Annotated in this window: 17 protein-coding genes; 7 read left to right on the top strand and 10 right to left on the bottom strand. The window is 73.5% G+C overall.

Annotated elements, in window-relative coordinates; all coding sequences use genetic code 11:
* Nucleotides 1–38 precede the first annotated feature (38 nt).
* A complete protein-coding gene (locus ACZ6B8_RS11530; protein WP_471607195.1) occupies nucleotides 39–1,085 on the top strand; it encodes an NAD(P)H-dependent flavin oxidoreductase in 1,047 nt (348 codons plus the stop codon).
* Nucleotides 1,086–1,337: 252 nt separating this feature from the next.
* On the opposite strand, the gene ACZ6B8_RS11525 is transcribed toward ACZ6B8_RS11530, so the two are convergent.
* The 4 genes from ACZ6B8_RS11525 to ACZ6B8_RS11510 all read right to left on the bottom strand — a co-directional run bounded on the left by ACZ6B8_RS11525 (nucleotide 1,338) and on the right by ACZ6B8_RS11510 (nucleotide 6,888).
* Nucleotides 1,338–3,986: an ATP-binding protein gene (locus ACZ6B8_RS11525; protein WP_471607077.1), complete on the bottom strand. Its 2,649-nt coding sequence runs from the start codon at nucleotides 3,984–3,986 to the stop codon at nucleotides 1,338–1,340.
* Nucleotides 3,987–4,169: 183 nt separating this feature from the next.
* The gene (locus tag ACZ6B8_RS11520; protein WP_471072680.1) at nucleotides 4,170–5,327 is read right to left on the bottom strand and encodes an acetyl-CoA C-acetyltransferase; all 1,158 of its coding nucleotides are present in this window, start codon (nucleotides 5,325–5,327) and stop codon (nucleotides 4,170–4,172) included.
* A gap of 46 nt (nucleotides 5,328–5,373) precedes the next feature.
* A complete protein-coding gene (locus ACZ6B8_RS11515; RefSeq protein ID WP_471073550.1) occupies nucleotides 5,374–5,961 on the bottom strand; it encodes a TetR/AcrR family transcriptional regulator in 588 nt (195 codons plus the stop codon).
* A 144-nt stretch (nucleotides 5,962–6,105) separates the two neighbouring features.
* On the bottom strand, nucleotides 6,106–6,888 hold the full coding sequence (locus ACZ6B8_RS11510; protein WP_471607076.1) for an SDR family oxidoreductase: 783 nt from the start codon (nucleotides 6,886–6,888) through the stop codon (nucleotides 6,106–6,108).
* A gap of 93 nt (nucleotides 6,889–6,981) precedes the next feature.
* Here ACZ6B8_RS11510 and ACZ6B8_RS11505 point away from each other — a divergent pair, with 93 nt between their 5' ends.
* The 4 genes from ACZ6B8_RS11505 to ACZ6B8_RS11490 all read left to right on the top strand — a co-directional run bounded on the left by ACZ6B8_RS11505 (nucleotide 6,982) and on the right by ACZ6B8_RS11490 (nucleotide 11,965).
* Nucleotides 6,982–8,163, top strand: a complete 1,182-nt coding sequence (locus ACZ6B8_RS11505) for an acyl-CoA dehydrogenase family protein (RefSeq protein ID WP_471607075.1) — start codon at nucleotides 6,982–6,984, stop codon at nucleotides 8,161–8,163.
* Between the two features lie 19 nt (nucleotides 8,164–8,182).
* Nucleotides 8,183–9,187, top strand: a complete 1,005-nt coding sequence (locus ACZ6B8_RS11500) for an acyl-CoA dehydrogenase family protein (RefSeq protein ID WP_471607074.1) — start codon at nucleotides 8,183–8,185, stop codon at nucleotides 9,185–9,187.
* A gap of 531 nt (nucleotides 9,188–9,718) precedes the next feature.
* Entirely contained in the window at nucleotides 9,719–10,915 is a 1,197-nt protein-coding gene (locus tag ACZ6B8_RS11495; protein ID WP_471072693.1) for an anhydro-N-acetylmuramic acid kinase, read from the top strand.
* 111 nt (nucleotides 10,916–11,026) lie between these two features.
* Nucleotides 11,027–11,965 carry a DUF2510 domain-containing protein gene (locus ACZ6B8_RS11490; protein WP_471072696.1) on the top strand — a complete coding sequence of 313 codons (939 nt, stop codon included), beginning with the start codon at nucleotides 11,027–11,029 and terminating at the stop codon, nucleotides 11,963–11,965.
* A 179-nt stretch (nucleotides 11,966–12,144) separates the two neighbouring features.
* On the opposite strand, the gene ACZ6B8_RS11485 is transcribed toward ACZ6B8_RS11490, so the two are convergent.
* Entirely contained in the window at nucleotides 12,145–12,729 is a 585-nt protein-coding gene (locus tag ACZ6B8_RS11485) for a TetR/AcrR family transcriptional regulator (RefSeq protein ID WP_471072699.1), read from the bottom strand.
* A 160-nt stretch (nucleotides 12,730–12,889) separates the two neighbouring features.
* Here ACZ6B8_RS11485 and ACZ6B8_RS11480 point away from each other — a divergent pair, with 160 nt between their 5' ends.
* A complete protein-coding gene (locus ACZ6B8_RS11480; protein ID WP_471607073.1) occupies nucleotides 12,890–13,768 on the top strand; it encodes a phosphatase PAP2 family protein in 879 nt (292 codons plus the stop codon).
* Nucleotides 13,765–14,694: a DMT family transporter gene (locus ACZ6B8_RS11475; protein ID WP_471607072.1), complete on the top strand. Its 930-nt coding sequence runs from the start codon at nucleotides 13,765–13,767 to the stop codon at nucleotides 14,692–14,694. The genes ACZ6B8_RS11480 and ACZ6B8_RS11475 overlap by 4 nt, the downstream gene beginning before the upstream one ends.
* Nucleotides 14,695–14,710: 16 nt before the next feature.
* Here the strand turns inward: ACZ6B8_RS11475 and ACZ6B8_RS11470 are convergent, their stop codons facing one another.
* The 5 genes from ACZ6B8_RS11470 to ACZ6B8_RS11450 all read right to left on the bottom strand — a co-directional run bounded on the left by ACZ6B8_RS11470 (nucleotide 14,711) and on the right by ACZ6B8_RS11450 (nucleotide 23,800).
* Nucleotides 14,711–16,405 carry a methyltransferase gene (locus tag ACZ6B8_RS11470; protein WP_471607071.1) on the bottom strand — a complete coding sequence of 565 codons (1,695 nt, stop codon included), beginning with the start codon at nucleotides 16,403–16,405 and terminating at the stop codon, nucleotides 14,711–14,713.
* A 178-nt stretch (nucleotides 16,406–16,583) separates the two neighbouring features.
* A complete protein-coding gene (locus ACZ6B8_RS11465) occupies nucleotides 16,584–17,747 on the bottom strand; it encodes a 4-hydroxybenzoate 3-monooxygenase (RefSeq protein ID WP_471073553.1) in 1,164 nt (387 codons plus the stop codon).
* 147 nt (nucleotides 17,748–17,894) lie between these two features.
* A complete protein-coding gene (locus tag ACZ6B8_RS11460; protein WP_471607070.1) occupies nucleotides 17,895–18,959 on the bottom strand; it encodes an LURP-one-related family protein in 1,065 nt (354 codons plus the stop codon).
* 10 nt (nucleotides 18,960–18,969) lie between these two features.
* On the bottom strand, nucleotides 18,970–21,609 hold the full coding sequence (valS, locus tag ACZ6B8_RS11455; protein ID WP_471607069.1) for a valine--tRNA ligase: 2,640 nt from the start codon (nucleotides 21,607–21,609) through the stop codon (nucleotides 18,970–18,972).
* 133 nt (nucleotides 21,610–21,742) lie between these two features.
* Nucleotides 21,743–23,800 carry a phosphocholine-specific phospholipase C gene (locus ACZ6B8_RS11450; protein WP_471607068.1) on the bottom strand — a complete coding sequence of 686 codons (2,058 nt, stop codon included), beginning with the start codon at nucleotides 23,798–23,800 and terminating at the stop codon, nucleotides 21,743–21,745.
* Nucleotides 23,801–23,926 lie beyond the last annotated feature (126 nt).

The following is a 23,926-nucleotide window of genomic DNA, read 5'->3' as shown; positions in this document are numbered from 1 at the left end:
CGCGAGAACCACCGGACCCGCTGTCCGGGACCCCCGTCCTGGAGACGGCGCTGACCCGGCTGGTCGGCGTCCGGCACCCGATCGTGCAGACCGGCATGGGCTGGGTGGCCGGGCCCCGCCTCGTCTCGGCGACCGCCGAGGCGGGGGCGCTCGGCATCCTCGCCTCCGCCACGATGACGGTCGACCAGCTGCGCGCCGCCGTGCGCGAGGTCAAGTCGCGTACGACGGCGCCCTTCGGGGTCAATCTGCGTGCCGACGCGGGTGACGCGCGGGAGCGTGTGCGGATCGTCGTCGAGGAGGGCGTGCGGGTCGCGTCGTTCGCGCTCGCGCCGTCCAGGGAGCTGATCGCCGAGCTCAGGGACGCGGGCGTGGTGGTCATCCCCTCCGTCGGAGCGCGCCGGCACGCGGAGAAGGTCGCCGCGTGGGGCGCGGACGCCGTGCTCGTGCAGGGCGGTGAGGGCGGCGGCCACACCGGCGAGGTCGCCACGACCGTGCTGCTCCCGCAGGTCGTCGACGCGGTGGACCTGCCGGTGATCGCGGCGGGCGGCTTCTACGACGGGCGCGGCCTGGTCGCCGCGCTCGCGTACGGGGCGGCGGGCGTGGCCATGGGCACCCGCTTCCTGCTCACCTCGGACTCGACGGTGCCGGACGCGGTCAAGGCCCGCTATCTGGCCGCCACCGTCAAGGACGTCACGGTCACCACGCGCGTGGACGGCCTCCCGCACCGGATGCTGCGCACGGAGCTGGTGGCGGACCTGGAGAGTTCGGGCCGGGTCACGTCACTGGCGCGCGCGGTGCGGCACGCGGCGGCGTTCCGGAAGATCTCCGGCATGGGCTGGCGCCAACTGGCCCGCGACGGCCTGGCGATGCGGCACGGCAAGGACCTGACGTGGAGCCAGGTCGTGCTGGCGGCGAACACCCCCATGATGCTCAAGTCGGCGATGGTGGACGGCCGTCCGGAGGTGGGGGTGATGGCCTCGGGCCAGATCGCGGGCCTCATAGCGGACCTGCCGTCGTGCGCGGAGCTGGTGGAGCGGGTGATGGCGGAGGCGGGGGAGGTACTGGGGCGCCTGAAGCGGGTGTGACGCACCCTGACGGCGGAGCAGGCCTGTTGCGCGTGACCTGGCGCGCGTGGCCTGGTGCGGGGGCCTCATGCAGGTGGCTGCGGGTGGCTGCAGCTGGCTTGACGCGGGTGGCGTACTCGGAACGCTCCCCGCCGCCCTCGCGGCCTCTCAGCCTCCCGAGGATCCCCCGGGCCGTGTCCCTGCCCGTTCCCCCTGAACTCCCCTAGCCCCTCCTCGCTCCGGACCACCCCTTGCCGCCCCACGGCCCCCGTCTCAGCGCCTGACCAGCGGCAAGTGGTCCAGCGCCCGGTCGGCGAGGCCGTCGGCGCCACATGAGCGGGCCAGGGTCAGGCCCCGTTCCAGCTCGGCCGCGGAGTCCGCGGCGATGCCGTACTCGACGCGGGCCACGGCGTGCTCGTACGCGCAGGGCGAGGCCTCCAGATAGCCGGCGGCCTGCCGGTACAGGGCGACGGAGCGCGGGCCGGTCTCCAGCGCCGCCGCGCACCGCAGGGCCTCACCGATCGCCGTGTCCGTGCCGAACCGCTCGGCCTGCCTGCGGGCGTCCGCGACCAGGTCGACCGCGCGCCGGGGGTCCTCGGTGGCCAGCGCGCGGGCGAGGTCGTACGCCCACGGGGCGAGCACGGTGTTGTACTGGCCGCGCGCGGTCAGCGCCTTCGCGGTCGCCTCCAGTACGTTCAGCCCCTCCTCCGCCCGTCCGAGGGCGAGCAGGAGCCTGCCGCGGACGGACGGCGCGTCCGGCACGTAGATCGTGGAGGCGGACGGCGGGGCGAAGCCGTACCGGTCGGCGACGGCGCCCGCCTCCTCGATGTGGCCGCGCGCCAGGAGCGTGTCGATGAGCATGCTGGCCGCCTCCCAGTGCATCGGCAGCCCCTCGCCGACGCGGTCGGCCAGCCGCAGGCTCTCGCGCAGCGAGCGCTCGGCGTCGGTCAGCCGGCCGCGCCTGCGGTACACATAGCCGAGGAAGGCGTGCGAGAGGGCGAGGTGCCCGCCGCTCCAGCCCGCGGTCTCGTAGGCGCGCACGGCCTCGGTGAACAGGCTCTCCGCGCGGTCGAGCCGGTCGGAGAAGGCGTACGACCCGCCGAGCATCAGCCGGAGTTCGAAGCTCCACTCGGGGTCGGTCCAGCCGAGGCCGGGCGCGAGACGGCCGTTGACGAGGGCGCGGTCGCAGAGCTCGACGACGAGTTCGGCGCTCTCTCCCCGGGTCATGGCGTCGAAGGCGCGCAGGATCAGCAGGGCGCGCTCGGAGTTGTCGCGGCCCCGGAGCGGACCGGCGAGCGCGGCGAGCCGCCGCGACCGGCCGGGCGAGTCCTCCTCACCCGCGTGAATGCCCTCCCACATGTAGTGCACGGCCTGGAGCCGCAGCCGCGCGGGCCCCTCGTCGAGCCGCCCCGCCTCCTCGACGATGACCCGCAGGCCCTCTTCGAGCTGGTCGTTGTGGACCAGGGCCTGGGAGAGGCGGCAGACCGCGTCGACCCGCAGCTCCTGGTCGAGGCCGGGCATGGAGAGCGCCTCGCGCAGATGGCCGATGGTGGTGACGGGCGAGGTGAGCAGGGTGGCGCAGCCCAGTTCGTAGCGCACGCGCGCGTGGATCTCGGGCAGCGGGGGTTCGGCGAGGGCGCGCTCCAGGCACCGGCGGGCCGCGTCGGGCGCGCCGACGGCCAGGTGTTCGGCGGCGGCCCGGCGCAGCTGCTCCACCAGCTCGGGGTCGTCGTCGGGGTGGACCTCCAGGAGGTGCCGGGAGGCGGCCGCGGCGCCACGGCCGTCGTGGGCGACGACGGAGGCGGCCTGGCCGTGCATCGCGGTGCGGGTGGCGGCCGGGATGGAGCGGTAGACCGTGGTGGCGATCAGCGGGTGGACGAACTCCATGCCGTCGTCGCCGTCGATCAGGATGCGCGCGGTGCACAGGCGCTCGGCGCACCGTTCGGCCTTCTCCGTGGTCATGCCGGCGAGCGAGGCGGCCAGTTCGACGGAGATGGCGCTGCCGAGGATGGCGGCGGCCCAGGCGAACCGGGTGGCGTCGGTGCCGAGCCCTTCGAGGCGGGCGACGAGGCCGCGGCCGCGGGCCGTGCGGTTGAGGGCGCGCAGCTCGTCGGCGGAGCTCTCCACCGGGTCGAGCTCGCTGTCCTGCACCTTGGCGAGGAGCTCCACGGATTCGTAGGGATTGCCGCCGGTGACCGCCCAGACCTCGCGGCAGAACGGGGAGTCGGCGTGCTCGCCGAGCGTGGCGCGGGTCAGGCCCGCCGCGGCGTCCGGGGTGAGCGCGCGCAGGGTGGTGAACGAGCGGGCCTTGGCGGTGACGGCGGTCAGGTGGCGGGCGCTCTCGCCGGTGGCCTCGCCGGGCCTGCGGGCGATCACGACGAGGACGGGCAGTTCGTCCAGGCGCTGGGCGAACGTGGCGAGCCAGTGCAGGGTCTCCTGGTCGGCCCAGTGCGCGTCGTCGATGAGCAGGACGAGCGGCCAGTGCAGCCGGGCGAGCCGGGAGACGGCCTCGACGAGGCCGTCGCAGACGCCTTGCGGATCCGGCTGGCGGCCGCCGGGCTCGGCTATGCCGAGGGCGGGGCCCGCGATCTCGTAGCAGTCGCCGAAGTACTCGCGGGCATCGTCGGGGGTGAGGTGGACGAGGGCCGGCTGCAGGAGCTGGCGCACGACGTTGAAGGGGACGGAGGTGACGGTCTCGCCGCCACGCGCCGACCAGACCGTGGCGCGGCCCTCCGCGAGACGGCGCACCTCGGCCAGGAGCGCCGTCTTTCCGATGCCCGCCTCGCCGCTGAAGGCGATGAGTCCGCCCGCGGTCGTCGCGTCGGCGCAGAGGTCCTCGACGGCCCGGGTCGCCGCGGCGAGTTCGTCGTCGCGCTCCCACAACGGGGTCCCGGCAGCTCCTCCGGGCCGTGCCTGCGTCATCGCGCTACCTCCCGGGGTCGCTCAATCGACGTACAGAAGTCGAGACTAGCCGGGTCGGGGCCGCGATGGAGCGCGGTCGGGGCAGGTACTCCCGCAAGGGGTGAGGAAGCGTCCAGTTCCCGGACGGACGACGGGAGTCCGGGGGTGCGTGCGCGAGGCGTCCGGGGGGGCCGCGCAGATCGTTCAGAGGCGTTCGATGATCGTCACGTTGGCCTGGCCGCCGCCCTCGCACATCGTCTGGAGTCCGAACCGGCCGCCGGTGCGCTCCAGTTCGTGCAGGAGGGTGGTCATGAGTTTCACGCCGGTCGCGCCCAGGGGGTGGCCGAGGGCGATCGCACCGCCGTTGACGTTGACCTTCTCCGGGTCGGCGCCGGTCTCCTTCAGCCAGGCCAGGACGACCGGCGCGAACGCCTCGTTGATCTCGACGAGGTCGATGTCGCCGATGCTCATGCCGGTCTTCTTGAGGGCGTGGGCGGTGGCGGGGATCGGCGCGGAGAGCATCCGGATGGGGTCCTCGCCGCGTACGGAGAGGTGGTGGATCCGGGCGCGGGGCGTCAACCCGTGGTCCCGGACGGCCTGTTCGCCCGCGATGAGCAGTGCCGCCGCGCCGTCGGACACCTGGGAGGAGCAGGCGGCGGTGATCGTGCCGCCGTCGAGGACGGGCTTGAGGCCGGCCATCTTCTCCAGCGTGGTGTCGCGCCGCGGCCCCTCGTCGGTGCGCACGCCCCGGCAGGTGGTCAGTTCGCGGTCGAAGCGGCCCTCGTCGATGGCGCGGACCGCCCGACGGTGCGAGCGGAGTGCGAACTCCTCCATGTCACGGCGGGATATCCCCCACTTCTCGGCGATCAACTGGGCGCCGTGGAACTGGTTCACGGGACGGTCGCCGTAGCGGGAGCGCCAGCCCTCGCTGCCCGCGTAGGGGCCCTGGGTGAGGCCGAGGGGTTCGGCGGCCTGCCGGGAGGCGAAGGCGATGGGGATCATCGACATGTTCTGGGTGCCGCCGGCGACGACGAGGTCCTGGGTACCGGAAAGCACGCCTTGTGCGGCGAAGTGCACGGCCTGCTGCGACGATCCGCACTGCCGGTCGATCGTCACGCCGGGCACCTCCTCGGGCAGTCCGGCCGCCAGCCAGCTGGTGCGGGCGATGTCGCCGGCCTGCGGTCCGACCGTGTCCAGGCAGCCGAAGACGACGTCCTCGACGGCGGCGGGGTCGACGCCGGTCCGCTCGACGAGCGCCTTCAGGACGTGGGCGCCCAGGTCGGCGGGGTGGACCTCGCTCAGTCCTCCGCCGCGCCTGCCGACGGGGGTGCGGACCGCTTCGACGATGTAGGCCTCGGCCATGGCTGCGTACTCCTCACTCGTGCGGCGCCGTCCGACGACGCGCCGCTCAGGTACGTACGGAGATGCCGTCCAGGACCATCGACAGGTACTGACGGGCGATCTCCTCGGGGCTGTGGCCGCCGCCGGGGCGGTACCAGGACGCGGCGACCCAGACGGTGTCGCGCACGAAGCGGTAGGCGAGCCGGATGTCCAGGTCGTCGCGGAAGGCGCCTTCCGCGACGCCGCGCTCCAGCGTGGTGAGCCAGGCCTTCTCGAAGCGCTGCTGCGAGTCCGACAGGTACTGGAAGCGCTGCTGGGCGACGAGGTGCCGGGACTCCTTCTGGTAGATCGCGACGGCGGCGCGGTGCCGGTCGATCTCCCGGAAGGACTCGGTGACGAGGGCCTCAAGGGTTTCCCGGGGGCCGAGCTGGGCCTGGAGCACGTGGTCGTACCCGTCCCAGAGCTCGGTGAGGAAGGTGCGGAGGATCTCTTCGAGCATCGACTCCTTGGAGTCGAAGTGGTAGTAGAGGCTGCCGGCGAGCATGCCCGCGGCGTCCGCGATCTTGCGGACCGTGGTGGCGTTGTACCCCTGTTCGGCGAAGACGTCGGCGGCGATGGCGAGGAGTTCACGGCGCCGCTCGGGTGACGGGCTCACCTGGGACTTCTTCGCGGCGCCCGCAGGGTTGCGCGGTGCGGCGCCGGACGGCTTCTGCCCCGCGCCCCCGTCCGGTGCCTTCCGTGCGGGTCCGGCCGTCTTGCTGGTGTTCTGGTTCGGTTTCGACACACGGTCATTCTCCGCCTAGGCGTGCTGGCTGCTGACCGAGACCGTCTCGCCCGTCATGTACGAGGAGTAGTCGCCGGCCAGGAAGACGATGACGTTGGCGATCTCCCAGGGCTGTGCGTACCGCCCGAACGCCTCGCGGGCGGTGAGCTCTTCGAGGAGCTCGGGCGAGGTGACCTTGGCGAGGTGGGGGTGCATGGCGAGACTCGGCGCGACCGCGTTGATCCGTATGCCGTGCGGGGCCGCCTCGAGCGCGGCGCAGCGGGTGAGGGCCATGACGCCCGCCTTCGCCGCGGCGTAGTGCGCCTGGCCGGCCTGGGCGCGCCAGCCGAGCACCGAGGCGTTGTTGACGATCACGCCGCCCCGGCCCGCCGCGCGCAGCCGGCGCAGGGCGGCGCGGGTCGAGCGGAACGTGCCGTTCAAGGTGACGTCGATGACCTTGTCCCACTGTTCGTCGGTCATCTCGGTGAGCTCGGCGGTCCCGCCGAGGCCGGCGTTGTTCACCACGATGTCGAGGTGGCCGTGGCACCGCTCGGCCAGGTCGAACAGGGCGTCGATCTGGGCCGGTTCGGTGACGTCGCACGGGATCCCGTCGACCCGCTCCGCGCCGAACTCCGCGGCGAGCTCCGCCACCGACTCCTTGGTCCGGCGCGCGTGGGCGTCGCCGATCACGATCCGGGCGCCTTCCTGCAGGAAGCGGCGCGCGGTGGCGCCGCCGATGCCGGCCCCCGCGGCGGCCGTGATGACGGCGGTGCGGCCCGCGAGCAGGTCGTGCGCGGGCACATGGGCGGGTGCGTCCATGGGCTGTCCCCCGATTCCGGCTCCGGGCCCTCGACTCGTCGGCTCCTCTCAGGTTAATCTACCAAACACTTGTTAGGGAAGGGTGGGCCACTGATGGACCTCGACTTCACCCCCGAGGAGGGGGATTTCAGACAGCGGGCGCGCGACTGGCTCGCCGCGCACGTGCCGACCGCTCCGCTCCCCTCCCTGGAGACGGCGGAGGGCTTCGCCGCGCACCGCGCGTGGGAGCGCACCCTCGCGGCGGACCGCTGGTCGGTGGTCTCCTGGCCGAAGGAGTACGGCGGGCAGGGCGTCGACATCGTCAAGTGGCTGGTGTTCGAGGAGGAGTACTACGCGGCGGGCGCGCCGGGCCGGGTCACGCAGAACGGCATCAATCTCCTCGCGCCCACCCTGTTCGACTTCGGCACCGAGGAGCAGCGGGCGCGCGTGCTGCCGTCCATGGCGACCGGCGAGGTCGTCTGGGCCCAGGCCTGGTCGGAGCCGGAGTCGGGGTCCGACCTGGCGTCCTTGCGCTCCACCGCCCGCCGTACGGACGGCGGCTGGCTGATCAGCGGGCAGAAGACCTGGTCGTCCCGGGCCGCGTTCGCCGACCGCGCGTTCGGCCTCTTCCGCAGCGGGTCGCCGGGGGGCGGTGACGGGCGGCCGGGCAAGCCGCACCAGGGCCTGACGTATCTGATGTTCCCGCTCGACGCGGACGGCGTGACGGTCCGTCCCGTGGGCCGCCTGGACGGCAAGCCCGCCTTCGCCGAACTCTTCCTGGACGACGTCTTCGTGCCGGACGAGGACGTGATCGGCGAGCCGGGCCAGGGCTGGCGCATCGCGATGTCCACCACGGGCAACGAACGCGGCCTCACCCTGCGCTCCCCCGGCCGTTTCCTCGCCTCCGCGGACCGCCTGGCCCGTCAGTGGCGCACCCGCGCGGACCCGGCCGACACCGCGCTGCGCGACCGCGTCGCCGATGCCGTCATCGGCGCCCGCGCGTACGCCCTGTTCACCTGGGCCAACGCCTCGCGGTTCCTGTCCGGCGAGACCATCGGCGCCGAGTCCAGCCTCAACAAGGTCTTCTGGTCGGAGTACGACATCGCCCTGCACGAGACGGCGCTCGATCTGCTCGGCCCGGACGGCGAGTTGGCCGACGGCCCGCCCACGGACGGCCCCGACTGGGCGGAGGGGTACGTGTTCTCGCTCGCCGGCCCGATCTACGCGGGCACCAACGAGATCCAGCGCGACATCATCGCCGAGCGGCTGCTCGGTCTGCCGAAGGGACGCCGCTGATGCCGAAGGGACGCCGCTGATGAGGTTCCTCCTCGACGACGAGCAGCGGGAGTTCGCCCGCTCCCTGGACGCGATGCTGACGGCGGCCGACACGGTGGCGGCCACGCGCGCGTGGGGGGCCGGTGATCCCGCGCCCGGGCGCGCGGTGTGGGCGCGCCTCGCGGACGCGGGCGTCTTCGCGCTGGCGGTGCCCGAGGAGTACGAGGGGGTGGGTCCGCTGCCCGTCGAAACGGCCGTCGCCTTCCTGGAGTTGGGGCGGCACGCCGTGCCGGGTCCGGTCGTCGAGACGGTGGCGGCGGCCACGCTCCTGGCGCGTCTCGCCGAGAAGGGCGAGCGGGGGCCCGCCAAACGCCTGCTGCCCGCCCTGGCCGCGGGGACAGCGAGCGCGACCCTGACCCTGCCGGACGGCGGCCCGCACGCCGTGGACGCGGACACCGCGGACCTCGTCCTGGTCGTGACGGACGAGACCGTGCGGCTCGCGCCCGGGCACGCGCGCGTGCGGCGGTCCCTGGACCCCGCGCGGCGCCTCGCCGCGCCGCTGCCCGGCGGCGAGTTGCTCGCCTCGGGCGCCGCCGTGGCCGCGGCCGCGCGGCACGCGACGCGATGGGCGGCCCTCGCCACCGCCGCGCAGGCTCTGGGCGTCGGTCTTGCGCTGCTCGAGCGGACCGTGGCGTACGCGAAGCAGCGCACCCAGTTCGGGGTGCCGATCGGGTCGTTCCAGGCGGTCAAGCACCGGCTGGCGGACGTCCTGGTAGGCCTGGAGTTCGCCCGGCCGCTGGTGTTCGGCGCGGCGACGACGCTGGCGCAGGCCGACGTGGCCGCCGCCAAGGTGGCGGCGTCCGAAGCCGCGTACGGGGCGGCCCGCGCCGCGCTCCAACTGCACGGGGCGATCGGGTACACGGCGGAGTGCGACCTGTCCCTGTGGCTCACGAAGGCACGGGCGCTGCGGAGCGCGTGGGGGGACCCGGGGGTGTGGCGGGAGAGGGCGCTCGCGGCGTACGGGGGAGGCGTGCGGGGCGGGTGAGGGGGGCGGCCGGACGGCCGGGGCGCGAAGATCTCGCCGAAGCGCACCGGGCGCGGGGCCGCGCCCGACGAGCCAAAGATGAGCCCGGGGTGCGGAGCCGCACCCCGGGCGCGCAGAACGCGCGAAGCACGCGGGCGGGCGCCCGGCGTGCGCCGCGCGCAACTGACGGACGCCCGCCGCGAGACGCACCCCCGGCGGCCCCCCGGAAGCCGAGGCTGACGGCCGCGCGGCAAGGCGTCAGGGCCGCGTTCACGGCCGCACAGCGGGACACCGGGCGCGCCTCACGGATACGCGACACAGCAGACCGTGAACGCGGCCGGCCGGACCCGAAGGGTGCGAAGGCGACCCGCAGGCGTCGGGCCCAGGAGCCGGCGAGCCACCGGCACGCCGGAGAACCCGCGCGCCCCCCGAACCGAAAACCGGCCAGCCGACCTCGCACCCCGTGCCGCTTTCCAGGAAGCCCGGCCGCCCGCGAGCCGCGGGATGCAATGATCAAGCGCAAGGGTGAGCCGACCGGGAAGGAGGCCCCACGTGCGCGTGATCGGGCTGATGTCAGGGACCTCGTACGACGCGATCGACGCGGCAGCCGCCGATCTGACCCTCGACGGCGACCGGCTGACCCTCACTCCCCTCGGCCTGATCAGCCGGGGCTACGACGCGGGCCTGCGCGCCGGCCTCGCCGCCGCGCTGCCACCCGCCGCCACCACCCTCGCCGAGGTCTGCCGGCTCGACACCCGGATCGGCCGGGCCTTCGCCGCCGCCGCGGTCGAGGCCGACCGTGAACTGTGCGAGGGCCGGGCCGAACTGGTCGCCTCGCACGGCCAGACCGTCTACCACTGGGTGGCGGACGGCCAGGTGCACGGCACCCTGCAGATCGGCGGGCCCGCCTGGATCGCCGAGGCGACGGGCCTGCCGGTGGTCGCCGACTTCCGCCCCCGGGACATCGCGGCGGGCGGCCAGGGCGCGCCGCTGGTCAGCCTGGTGGACCGGATGTGGCTGCGCGGCCGCCCCGGCGCCCCTGCCGCGCTGAACCTCGGCGGCATCGCCAACATCACGGCCGCCGACGGCACCGCCTTCGACACCGGCCCCGCCAACGCCCTGATCGACGCCGCCGTCCACGCGGCGACGGACGGGCGCCTCGCCTACGACCTGGACGGTGAGCTGGCGGCGCGCGGCACGGTCGACGAGGGGCTGCTCGCCCGGCTCCTCGCCGAGCCGTACTACGCCCTGCCCGCGCCGAAGACGACGGGCAAGGAACTCTTCCATCTGCCGTATCTGCGGACGGCGTTGCGGGGGTACGAGAAGCTGCCCGCCGAGGACGTCGTCGCCACGCTCACCCGGCTCACCGCCCGCACGGTCGCCGACGCGGTCCGTTCCGTCGGCGCCTCGGAGGTCCTCGTCTCGGGAGGGGGGACACGCAATCCGGCGCTGATGGCCGCCCTGCGCGCGGAGTTGGGCGCGGGCATCCCGGTGCGCGCCTCCGACGAGCTCGGCCTGCCCTCCGCGGCGAAGGAGGCGTACGCCTTCGCCGTCCTCGGCTTCCTGACCCTGCACGGGCTGCCGGGCACCGTCCCCGCGAGCACCGGGGCGCGGCACGCGAGCGTGCTGGGGTCGATCACCCCGGGGCGCCCGGGGACGCCGTGGCCGCGGACAGTGGCCGGCGCGGGCCCGTCGCAGCTCGTCATCAACGGCTACGGGAGCGGGAGTTGGCCCGCGGGCCGAGGCTGATCGCGGACGCCCTGGCGGAAGGCGCACGAAAGGGGCAGAACACGGGGAACCGGTTCATCACCGGGGGGCCCTCTCATCCCCCTTTCACGCGGGGCTCCTACGCTGGCGGCCATGACCCAGATGACTCCCCCAGGCTGGTACCCCGATCCCGGCCGGACCGCCGGCGGTCCTCCCACCGAGCGCTGGTGGGACGGGACCGTGTGGACGGACCAGGTGCGCGCCGCCGCGGGCACCGCGGCACACCCGACGCAGCCGGCGTTCCCGGCCTACCCCGGGCAGCCGCCCGCCCCCGCCCCGCGGCGCCGGCTGCGCATCGCGATAGCCGCCGGCGTGGTCCTCGTCGTCCTCGCCGGGATAGGCGGCGGCGTATACGCCCTGACCTCCGACGGCGACGGGGACGACGGCGTCTCCACGGCCAAGGAGCCCTCGGCCGGCGGCCCGCGCGAGCCCGGTCCGTCCGAGTCGCCGCGGTCGCCGGACGAGCGCGGCGGGCCGCAGGCGCCGGAGCAGGACCCGGGCTTCGCCGGCGATGTGGTGAACGGCCTCAAGATCCCGGTCCCGGACGGCTGGAAGGGCGGCAGCACGCAGTACGGCGCCGGGGTGCAGACCGACCCCATCCCCTGCCCCGGCAACACCTCGGAGCAGTGCACGCGCGGGAGCGCGTTCTCCCAGTCGGCCGAGCAGTTGAAGGTCGACGCGACGACGCCCGAGGCAGCCGCGAAGGCGGACATCGCGAAGAACGCCAAGTCGGGGTACGGCGGCAAGACCTACGGCAGGATCACCTCGCACAAGGTGCTGGCCTCGGAGCCGGTCACGGTCGCGGGGCAGAAGGGCTACCGCGTCCGCTGGAAGGCGGTCACGGAGAAGAGCGACGACGGCTACGTGGAGTCGCTCGCCTTCCCCTCCCCCGCCGACTCGTCGAAGATCGTCATCGTCCGGATGGGCATCGACGTCAACAAGGACGCCCCCTCGCAGTCCGCGATGGACAAGATCGCCGAGGGCATCAAGGCCGGTCCGGTCGGCGGTGGCGGCGCGGGCAAGAACGTATAGCCGCCGAGCCGCACCGGCGGATCCGGCAGCACCGCCGCACCCCGTGACGCAGCGGACCGAGCGGGGTTCCTCGCCGCTCAGGAGGAACCCCGTCCGGTCCGGGGGTGCGCGCCGCCCCCGTCCCCACGGTGCGGCGCGGGCAGGCCCGGGTCAGCCATCCAACAGCCCCGGGCCCACGATCAGGTGAGGCCGAGTGCGGGCAGCACGCAGGCCTCGACGAAACGGGTCAGATACTCCTCGTCGGCGTAGCTGCCCTCCAGGATCGGCCGGGCGCGCAGCACGCCGAAGAGCTGCACCGAGAGGAACTCCACCGCCGGGTGGCCCTCGACGATCTCGCCGCGCTCCACGCCGCGCCGGATGATCGCGGCCATGGCCCGGCGCTCCGGCTCGACCAGCGTCTCGCGCAGCGCCCGCCGCAGCTCCTCGTCCTGCAAAACCGCGTGGCTGAGCGCCTGGACCAGCATCGTGTCCCGCCCGGACTGCTCGCCGGCCGCCCGGGCCGCCTCCCGCAGGTCCCCGGCGAGGCTGCCGGTGTCGATGCCGGCGAATCGCACACAGCGGTTGGCGCGCAGCGCCGCGGCCACGAACTGGGGCTTCGTCTTCCACTGACGGTAGAGCGTGGACTTGCTGCACCGGGTGCGGGCGGCCACGCCCTCCATGGTCAGCGACTCGTAGCCGCACGCGCGGAGCTGGTCGAGGACGGCGTCGTAGAACTCCTGCTCACGCTCGGGCGTGATCTTCGAGCGGTTCGACGTCGACGTCATGGCTCTTCTCCTCGGTACGGCGGCCGACCGGCTGCGTCGACCCCTTTCGATACGCCAGTGTACCGGTACGCCTCCGTATCGGTACACTGGCGTATCGATGAGTGGGGCGATCCTCCGCTCAGCACCGCACCACCCAGTCGTCACGTAAAGGGGCCGGGGGATGGAATCCCGAACCGAGCCTGCCGAACGGGAGCCGGACATACGGGGCCGGGAGCCGGGCGCGACCGCCGTCCGGAAGCCGGACACATCTGCCCGACCGCCCCTCGTCCGCGAGCTCCTCCTCGTCGCAGGACTCTTCCTCGTCTACAAGTTCGGCAGGCAGCTCGCCAACGGCCACACCGGCGAGGCCTTCCGTAACGCACACCGTGTCTGGGACGCCGAGCGCGTCCTGCACCTGCCCGGCGAGGGCTCCGTGCAGCACGCCCTGCTCGGCAGTGAGACGCTGGTCCACATCGCGAACACCTACTACGCGACCGTGCACTTCCCGGCGACGCTGCTGTTCCTGGTCTGGCTGTATCTGCGCCGCCCCCGGCACTACGTGTGGACGCGCCGGGTGCTCGCCGCGCTGACCGCGACCGCCCTCGTGCTGCACCTCGGGTTCCCGCTCGCGCCGCCGCGCCTGCTGGACGCGGCGCACCTCGTGGACACCGCGCAGGTCTACGGGCCCTCGGTGTACGCCGCGAAGCCCGCCACCGACACCATGGCCAACCAGTTCGCGGCCATGCCCTCGCTGCACTTCGGCTGGGCCCTGATGCTCGCCGTCGGCATGATCGTCGCCACCTCGACCCGATGGCGCTGGCTGTGGCTGCTGCACCCGCTGCTGACCCTGCTCGTCGTGGTCGGCACCGCCAACCACTACTGGCTCGACGCGCTCGTCGCGACCGCGCTGCTCGGCATCGCCCTCGCGGTGATCCGGCTGCCCCGCGCAGGCCGGTCGCGCGTGGTACGCCGCTCGACGCCGGCACCGGCCCCGGCACCGGCCGCCGCGCCCGTACCCGCCGCACCGTCGGAACTGATCACCTCGGGGGCGGCCCGATGAGCGCCACACTTCTCGCCGTCGCCCTCTCGCTGGTCTCCGCCGCCGCGTACGCCGCCGCCGCGGTCGCCCAGGAGCGGCTCGCCTCGCGGGTCACCGAGGGCGAGAGCGGCGTGCTGCGCATGCTCGGCAGCGGGGTGTGGTGGTCCTCGGTCGGGCTGAACGCGTCAGCGGCGCTGTTGCACGTGGCGGCCCTGAAGTACGGGCCGCTCACCCTGGTCCAGCCGCTCGGCGCGCTCACCCTGGTCGCCGCCGTGCCCCTCGGCGCCCGGCTCGCGGGCCGCCGGGTGACGCGGCTGGAGTGGCGCGGCACCGGCCTGACCCTCATCGGTCTCGGCGCGCTGCTCCTGACCGCTTCGGGGCCCGCGCCCGACGACACGCTGACGGTGCCGGAGGCGCTGGTCGTGGCCGCGTCGACGATGGCGGTCATCGGTGTCCTGTCGCGGCCCGGCGCCCGGCCGGGGCTGCGCCACGCCACCGCGTCCGGCTTCGCCTCCGGGGTCGCGTCGGCCCTCACCCAGACCGTGACGGTCGCGGTGACGGACCGCTCGGGTCCGCTGTTCACCCCGCAGGTGGTGATCGTGGCGGTGCTGGTCGCGGCCTTCGCCGCCGGCGGCCTGCTGCTCTCCCAGACCGCCTACCGCGGCGGCCTCGGCGCACCGCTCGCCGTGGTGACCCTGACCAACCCGGTCGCCGCCTCGGTGATCGGCGTCGCGCTGCTCGGCGAGCGGCTCCAGGGCGGGGCCGGCGGAATCCTCCTGGCCGTGGCGGGCGCGGCGGTGGCGGCGTACGGCGTCGTGGTCCTCACGCGGTCGCCGCGCACCGTCCCGGTCGTGGCCCCGGTCACGGTGGAGACCGCGCCGGACTTCCTGCCGTCGATCCCCGGCCAGCCCGTGGAACCCGCCGCGTTCCATCTCTCGCGGCCCTAGGAAAGCCAGCCCGGGATCAGCCCTCCGCCGCTCCCGCCCCCGCCCTGCGGACATGCAGCACGCTCCCGTCCAGGGGCAGCGGGGAGCGGTCCACCAGGGTGAGGCCCGCTTCGGTGAAGAGCCGGGCGTAGTGGTCGGCGCGGCGTTCGCGGCCGCCCACGTTGCACATCATGTGCAGGTCCCAGGCCGTGGCCAGGGAGGCGGAGCCGTCGGCGGGCAGGACCCGTTCGACGACGAGCAGGTCGGCGGTGGGGGACATCGCGCGGGCGCAGTGCCGCAGGATCTCGCGGCAGCGGTCGTCGTCCCAGTCGTGCAGGACGCGGGACAGGACGTAGATGTCGGCGCCCGCGGGCACGTCCGCGAAGTCGCCCGCGCGGAAGGTGCACCGCCCCGCGTGCCCGGCCGCGCCGAGAAGGTGCCGGGCGGCCTCCACGGTGTGCGGGCGCTCCAGGAGGAGGCCCCGCAGCCGGGGGTGCGCGGAGAGGATGCGGCCGAGCAGTTCCCCGTTGCCGCCCGCGACGTCGGCCACGGTGGCGCCGGCCGCCGCCGCGGTGAGGACGGGATGGGCGGGCAGCGGGTCGAACATCCGCGACCCCGCGGCCATCGACCGGTCGAAGAGACCGGCGAGTTCGGGATCGCGCGCGAAGTGGTCGAAGTGGTTCTCGCCGAAGCGCCGCTCGAAGGCGACCTGCCCCGTGCGCACGGTGTGGTCGAGCCCGGCGAAGGACTCGTAGAACGGCCCCCCGTACATCAGCGCCAGTGACCGCATCGACCCTTCGGCGTCCGCGCGCAGCAGCACGCCGGTCTCCGTGAGCCGGAACCCGTCGCGGTTCTCGCGCACCACGCCGAGCATGGCGAGGTAGCGCAGCAGGGTGGCCAGGTTGGGCTCCAAGGCGCCCACGGCGCGCGCCAGTTCGGCGACTCCGGTAGCGCGCTCCACATCCATCGCGTCGGCCGCCTCCAGCCGCGCGAACGCGGCCAGGGCCTGTGTCGTCCACGCCCCGGTCAGCAGCCGCAGCAGCGTCTCGGCGGGCTGCCGCGCGCGGTGCGCGTCGAGGTGTCCCGCGAGGATGTCGCGGTGGTCGCCGGGGACGTACAACTCCACGCGCCGGTAACCGGCCTTGGCCGCGGCGGGTGCCGTGAGGTAGAACACCGTCCCGTTCTCGTGCGGGTTGTAGCCACCGCCGTCGGGGGCGGCGCCGTACCGCTCGAAGGCGGCGCAGAGCCCGCGCAGTACGAGCGGGTCGGGCGCCTCGACCTCGAAGGCGACGTGCGCCTCGTGCTGCCGCTCCCGCTCGTGCGCGGCGAGCGGAGCGAGGTCCGACCCCGGGGGCACGGTCAGCGCGAACACCTCCACCATGCGCCGCGCCCCGTCCCGGCACCGCACCGCGGGGCGCAGAATGCCGACGTCGAGATCCGCCGCGCACCGCCGGTGCCGCAGCGCGAGACGCTCGCGCACGACGACGCTCGGTCCCGGCGGCGCGTCCACGACGAGCCCGCAGTCGGCGAGCGCCCCGTGCAGCGCCGCCGCGTCGGGCGGGAAGACGAGCAGCGCGGCGTGCGAGAAGGCGCAGCACTCGGTCAGGGCCCGCAGCTCCGGTCCGTCGAGGCCGGGGAGCAGGAGCGGGAGAAGCGTGGCGGTGTCCTGGTCCTTGACGAAGTCGACCGTCGCGCGCAGACGGGACATATCGCCCGACAATGCCGTGATCATCGCGGGTGGTTCCTCATTCCGGGGTTTCAGGGGTATGCGGGGGAAGGCTCGGAGGTACGCGTGGCATCGGGAGGGGCACGCGTGGATTGGGGGGGGGCACGCACGAGCGTGGAGTCACGCGTGCGGTGGGATGCGTCCGCGTACGGAGGTACGCGGAGGGCGCTCGGGAGGGGGCTGGTTACACGCCGACGTAGTGCTCGGCGAACCAGTCCTGCCGGCTGCGCGATGTGCGCAGCGAGGCGAGGCGGGCGCGGCGCAGGGAGTTGTGGAAGAGCGTCTCGCCGTCCGTGCCGGTCGGGCCGTGCAGCAGCCCGATCATCCAGTGCGAGAACTCCTGCGCACGCCAGATGTGCGTCAGACAGCGTGCCGAATAGCCGTCGAGCCCTTCGGTGTTCCCGGTGGTGAGTTCGTCGATCAGGGCGCGCGCGAGGAGTTCGGCCTCCAGGACGGCGAGGTTGGCGCCCTTCGCGGCGGACGGGCTGATCAGGCCCGCGGCGTCGCCCGCGAGGAACAACGCGCCGTGGCGCAGCGGTTCGAGCACGTCGGACTCCAGCTCGACGACGGAGCGCTGGAGGATGCGGCCGCGGTTCAGCGGGCCGTACTTCCCCGCCCCCATCCGCAGTTCCAGCTCGTCCCAGATCCGCTCGTCGGACCAGGCGTCGGGCGGGGTGCCGGGCTCGCACTGGAGGTAGTAGCGGGTGACGTCGCTGGTGCGGGCCATGTGGCCGGCGAAGCCGCGCTCGTGCACCGCGTATCCGACGGCGTCCATGCTGGGCGGGGCCTCGGCGAGCAGCCCGAGCCAGGTGATGTCGAGGTCACGGTGGTGGCGGGTCGTGCCGGGCGGCAGCGAACGCCGGGCCGCGCCGTGCCGCCCGTCGCAGCCGGCCACGTACCGGGCCCGCCACCGGCCGGGCCGCCCGTCGGGCTCGCGCACGGCCACCTCGGGCCGCTCGCCGTCGGCGCCGCGCACCGCCAGGGCCTCGGTGCCGAAGCGGATCTGCCCGCCGCGCTCCAGGAACCGCGTCACGAGGTCGGTCACCAGGGCCTGTTGCGGATAGACGGTGTGCCGCTCACCCAGGCCGAGTCCGCTGTAGTCCAGCCGGAACCGGCCGTCCTCGGTGCGGAACTCGCAGGTGTGGTGGGTCTGTCCGTTCCGGAGCAGCCCGTCGGCGAGGCCGTGCCGCTCCAGGACGCGCACGGTGTTGGCGGCGAGGAACCCGGCGCGCGCCCGGGTCTGCACGTGCGCGCGCCCGGCCCGCTCCAGGACGACGCAGTCGATGCCCCGGTCCACCAGGATGTTGCCGAGCACGAGGCCGGCGGGGCCGGCCCCGAGGACGACCACATCGGTCACATGGTCGGCCGGCGTTCGCCGGTTCTTCCCGTCTGTCACGGAACGAGATCCTAAGGAGCACGGAATCCCGGACGTACCCGAATCACCTGAATGCCCGGTTCGAACGGTGTAGCGATCACCCCGGACCGGGGGAAACGATCATCCAAGGCCGCGGGAGTCCTGCTTCAGCGCCGTGTCGACCGTGAGGGCCGTCGCGACGACGAGGCTCAGCAGGGGCTCGGGCAGCTGGTAGTGGATCTGCAGGACGTAGTTGTCCGCGGTGGTGAACATGGTCTTGGCCAGGCCCTCCCACGTCTTCGTGATGCGGGCGACCTCGTTGTCGGCGTGGTCGACGATCGAGAAGTTCCAGGCGCGCCAGTTCTCCGCCTTGATCGCGCCGACCTGCTGGCCGTTCACCATCATCCCGAAGTTGATCTTGCCGATCATGTTCTGCTGGACGATCTCGCCGATCTGCTGGCCGTCCGGCCGCTCGACGATGACCCGCGACTTCATGAACTTGCGCGGGCGCGTCAGCAGCATCTGCGGCTGGCCGTACGCGTCACGGATCTCCAGCTTGTGCGTCATGAACTGGTCGACGCTGGAGACGAAGCGCGCGACCTTCTTCAGCGTGCTCTGACCGACCTGGACGACCGTGCCGAGCATGGTGCCCGCCTGGTCCATGACGCTGTACTCGTTCGTCAGCTCGATGAGCTTGGCCTTCTGGTTCACGACCAGGACCGGCTCCGTGAACAGCGTGCCGCCGCCCTGCGCGGACGGCGCGACGCCTGCCTGCTTCTGCACCTGGCGCTGCACCTTGGCCGGGTCGACCGCGGGCGCGGACTGCGCCTGCGGCTGGCCGAACTGACCCTGCTGCTGGGCGAAGTGGCCCTGCTGCTGGGGCTGCCCCTGGGCCTGCGGGTAGCCGTACTGCCCCTGCTGCTGCGCGGCGTGGGCCTGCTGGGCCTGGGCCTGCGGCTGCCCGAACTGACCCTGCTGCTGGCCCGCCGCGGCCTGGGCCGGCTGCTGCTGCTGCGCGGGCTGCGCCTGCTGCGGGACCTGCTGGGCCTGCTGGGCCTGGCCCTGCGCGGCCTGGCCCTGCGCGGCCTGGTCCTGGCCCGGGCTGGTGTGCTGGGTCCACTGGGAGCCGTCCCACCAGCGAAGGAGTTGGGGCGTGCCCTGGGGGTCCGGGTACCAGCCTGCAGGAGTGTTCGAATGCGTGGTCACCCGGGTGACCCTACCCCCCGTCCCTGGGCCGTCCGCCAGCCCCGTGCGAGGGTGTGACGTCCGACTCATTCCGGCGTCCGGAACTCCGCCCCGACCCGGACCGGAGCTCCACCTCGACCCGGAAGGGACCGTCCGCCTCGCGCAGTTCGACGGCGGCGACGCGCCCCGCCGCCCGCACGTCCCCCTCCGCCGCGGCGAGCAGGCCGAGGGTGGGGCGCGGGGCCGCGACGGTCATCCGGACCACCTCGGCCCGCATCGAGAGCCGCGCCCGTGACTTGGCCCCGCGGATCGCGGCGATGGCCTTCGCGGCCGCGCCGAGGACCGCCGCGTCGTCCGCCCGCTCCCGCAGCTCCCCGGCGACCGGCCAGGCCGCCCGGTGCACCGAGCCCTCGCGCCACCACGACCAGACCTCCTCCGTGACGAACGGCAGGACCGGGGCGAAGAGCCGCAGCAGGACGTCGAGGGCCGTGCGCAGCCCCGCCCGCGCCGATCCGGTCGCGGCCGCGTCGCCGTGGTCGCCGTACGCGCGGGCCTTGACCAGCTCGACGTAGTCGTCGCAGAACCGCCAGAAGAGCTGCTCGGTGCGCTCCAGGGCGCGTGCGTAGTCGAAGGATTCGAAGGCCCGCGTCGCCTCTTCGACGGTCGACGCCAGCTCGGCGAGGAGGGCGCGGTCGAGTGGTTCGGTGACGGCCGCGTCCGGCTCCGCCGCGCCGAGGCTCAGGACGAATCTGCCGACGTTCAGCAGCTTCGTGGCGAGGCGCCGGCCGACCTTCATCTGGCCGACGTCGAACGCCGTGTCCGTGCCGGGGCGTCCGCTCGCCGCCCAGTACCGGACCGCGTCCGAGCCGTGCCGGACCAGCAGGTCGTCCGGGGTGACGGCGTTGCCCTTGCTCTTCGCCATCTTCTTGCGGTCGGGGTCGAGGATCCAGCCCGAGATCGCCGCGTGCCGCCAGGGCAGCGCGTCGTGCTCGCCGTGGGCGCGGACGACCGTGGAGAACAGCCAGGTGCGGATGATCTCGTGGGCCTGCGGGCGCAGGTCCATGGGGAAGACCCGCGCGAACAGGTCCGGGTCGGCGAGCCAGCCGCCGGCGATCTGCGGGGTGAGCGAGGAGGTCGCCCAGGTGTCCATGACGTCGGGGTCGCCGATGAAGCCGTGCGGTGCGCCGCGCTGGTCCGCGTCGTAGCCGGGCGGGGTCTCGGCGCTCGGGTCGACGGGCAGGGCGGCGCGGTCGGGGACGATCGGACGGGCGTGGTCGGGCCGGCCGGAGCCGTCCAGCGGGTACCAGACGGGGATCGGGACGCCGAAGAACCGCTGACGGCTGATCAGCCAGTCGCCGTTGAGACCACCGACCCAGTCGTCGTAGCGGACCCGCATGTGCGGCGGGTGCCAGGTCAGTTCCGCGCCCCGGGCCAGCAGCCGCTCCCGCAGCCCGGCGTCCCGGCCGCCGTTGCGGACGTACCACTGACGCGTCGTGACGATCTCCAGCGGCTTGTCGCCCTTCTCGAAGAACTTCACCGCGTGCGTGCCGGTGCGCGGCTCGCCCCGCAGGTCGCCGCTCTCCTCGAGCATCTCGACGACGCGTTCTCGCGCGGTGTGCGCGGTGGCGCCGGCCAGCCGGGCGTACGCGGCGACGGCCGCCGGTGCGCGGACGCCGTCCGGCGGCCCGGCGAGGAGGCGTCCGTCCCAGCCGATCACCGGCCGGGTGGCGAGCCGCAGCTCCCGCCACCACGTCACGTCGGTGGTGTCGCCGAACGTGCAGACCATGGCGATGCCGGTGCCCTTGTCCGGCGTCGCGAGGCGGTGCGCGACGACGGGGACCTCGACGTCGAAGAGCGGGGTGCGGACCGTGGTGCCGATCAGGTCCCGGTGGCGCTCGTCGTCGGGGTGGGCGACGAGCGCGACGCAGGCGGGGAGCAGTTCGGGCCGGGTCGTCTCGATCAGGACGGTCCGGCCGGCGGGGCCGTGGAAGGCCAGCCGGTGGTGGGCGGCGGCCCGCTCGCGGTCCTCCAGTTCGGCCTGGGCGACGGCCGTGCGGAACGTGACGTCCCACAGCGTGGGCGCCTCGGCGACGTACGCCTCACCGCGCGCGAGGTTGTTGAGGAAGGCCAGCTGCGAGGCGGCACGGGCGTCCGCGCCGATGGTCCGGTAGGTGTGGGACCAGTCGACCGAGAGGCCGAGCCGCCGCCAGAGGTCCTCGAAGGCCCGCTCGTCGTCGGCGGTGAGCCGCTCGCACAGCTCGATGAAGTTCCGCCGGGAGATGGCGAGTTGCCGCCTTCCCGGCTCGGCCGGGGGCTCGAAGTCCGGGTCGTACGGCAGGGCCGGGTCGCACCGGACGCCGAAGTGGTTCTGGACGCGCCGCTCGGTCGGCAGGCCGTTGTCGTCCCACCCCATGGGGTAGAAGACTTCCTTGCCGCGCATGCGCTGGTAGCGGGCAACGGCGTCGGTGTGGGTGTACGAGAAGACGTGGCCGACGTGGAGCGAGCCGCTGACGGTGGGCGGCGGGGTGTCGACGGAGAAGACCTCCTCGCGCGTCCTCGTACGGTCGAAGGCGTACACACCCGACTCGTCCCATCGCCGGGACCACTTCTCTTCGAGCCCGTCGAGGACGGGCTTCCCGGGGATGCCTGCACGGCGATGGGTGGGTGCCATGCCTCTGGATGCTATCCAGTCGGCCCCGCCCCCGGCCTCCTCTTTTCCGGCGCGCACGGCCGCCCGCCCCCCGTGCCGGACGTGGCACGGGGGGGGCGGGTGACCAGGCCTGCGGCCGGGCGAGAGGTGGGGGTCAGCGCGTGATGATCGCCGGGTCGCTGACGCCCGCCGCGCCGGTCTCCACATGGCCCGCGAGGCGCCGCAGGAACCCGGAGTCCGCGTCGGACTTCACGCTCAGGTCGTACCAGCGCTTGCTCGCCCGCAGGTCGACGGTGTGCTGCACGGAGGCGCCCGCCTTGACCTTGAAGGTCTGGCTCGCGCCGCCGTAGGCGTTGGTCACCGTGAGGTTCACATCGGCGCTGCCCGCGTTCTTCAGGGTCAGCTGAATGTTGCCGCTCGTGGCGTCGTGGCGGGCGACGACCTCGGGGCCCGCCTTCTTGCCGGGGCTCTTGAAGGTGCGCAGGAAGCCGTTGGGGCCGAACACCGACAGGTCGTGCGCGCCGCCCGAGTACGCGGAGTTCCAGGCGTCGACGAGTGTCTTGCCCGCCTCCGTCGTGTACGTCCAGGGGCCGTCGGTGCGGTTGCCGGACCGGACGTGGAAGCAGACGCCGGCCTTGGCGCCGCCGCCGAAGGTGAGCGTGATCTTCCCGGTGGCGGGGTCCACGGCGCCGTCCACCACCGGGGCGTACGGCAGCGCGCGGGCGGGCCGGGAGCCGGACTCCTGCTTGGGCAGTGCCGGGTTCGCGGGGGCCTTCGGGACGTAGTCGGGGTGGCGCTCGTGGTCCGGCGGCTCGTAGCCGGCGGTGTCGGGGAGCTTCGCCGGGTCGGTGTCCTTGCCCGCGAAGTCGAAGGCGGAGGTGAGGTCGCCGCAGACCGCCCGGCGCCAGGGCGAGATGTTGGGCTCCTTGACACCGAAGCGCCGCTCCATGAACCGGATGATCGAGGTGTGGTCGAAGACCTCGGAGTTCACGTAGCCGCCGGTGCTCCACGGCGAGACGACGAGCATCGGGACGCGCTGGCCGAGGCCGTAGTGGCCGGCCGCGTAGGAGGCGTTGCCGGGGAAGTGGTCCAGCGTGGTGTCCACGGTCGACTTGCCTTGGTTGGCGTCCTTGGGGACGTACGGCGGCACGATGTGGTCGAAGTAGCCGTCGTTCTCGTCGTAGGTGATGAACACCGCCGTCTTCGCCCATACCTCCGGGTTGGAGGTGAGCGCGTCCAGGACCTGCGCGATGTACCAGGCGCCGTAGTTCACCGGCCAGTTGGGGTGCTCGCAGAAGGCCTCGGGGGCGGCGATGTAGGAGACCTGCGGGAGCCTGTCCGCCTTGACGTCGGCCTTGAGGATGTCGAAGTAACCGTCTCCCGCCTTGGCGTTGGTGCCGGTGCGGGCCTTGTCGTACAGCGGGTCGCCGGGCTTGGCGTTGCGGTACTTGTTGAAGTAGAGCAGCGAGTTGTCGCCGTAGTTGCCGCGGTACGCGTCGTCTATCCAGCCCCAGTGGCCGGCCTTGTCCAGGCCGTCGCCGATGTCCTGGTACACCTTCCAGGACACGCCCGCCTGCTCCAGGCGCTCGGCGTACGTCGTCCAGTCGTAGCCCGCCTCCTGGTTGCCGAGGACCGGGCCGCCGCCCTTGCCGTCGTTGCCCACGTGGCCGGTCAGCATGTAGTAGCGGTTGGGGTCGGTGGCCCCCATGAACGAACAGTGGTAGTCGTCGCAGACCGTGAAGGCGTCGGCGAGGGCGTAGTGGAAGGGGATGTCGTCCCGTTCGAGGTACGCCATCGTCCGCTCGCTCTTCGCGGGGATCCACTGGTCGTAGGCGCCGTTGTTGAAGGCCCTGTGGCCGCCCGCCCAGTCGTGGTCGAGGCCCGCGATGAACTGCATGCCGAGGTTCTCGGCGTCCGGGTGGAAGGGCAGGACCTCCTTGGCGCCGTTCGGCTGGTGCCAGACCGGCTTGCCGTTGGGCAGCGTCACGGGGCGCGGGTCGCCGAAGCCGCGCACGCCCTTGAGGGTGCCGAAGTAGTGGTCGAAGGAACGGTTCTCCTGCATGAGCACGACCACGTGCTCGACGTCCTTGATGGTGCCGGTGGCGCGGCTGGCCGGCAGCGAGGCGGCCCGGGCGATGCTCTCGTTGAGCACGGCGAAGGCCGCGGTGCCGCCGGCCAGTTGCATGAAGCGGCGCCGATTGAGTTCAGGCATGTGTGATCCGACCTCGTGGAGTGGGGGACGCGAGCGGGTGAAGTGTGCCAAGGGGAGCAAGCGTTAAGGAAGAGCCGGTGACCGGCGTGTGAAGAGAAGTCCAACCCCTGATGGGCGGGACACAAG

The sequence above is a fragment of the Streptomyces sp. NPDC041122 genome (genome assembly GCF_055592445.1).
The sequence above is the reverse complement of the archived record's forward strand: the minus strand, read 5'-3'. Positions and strand labels throughout refer to the sequence as shown.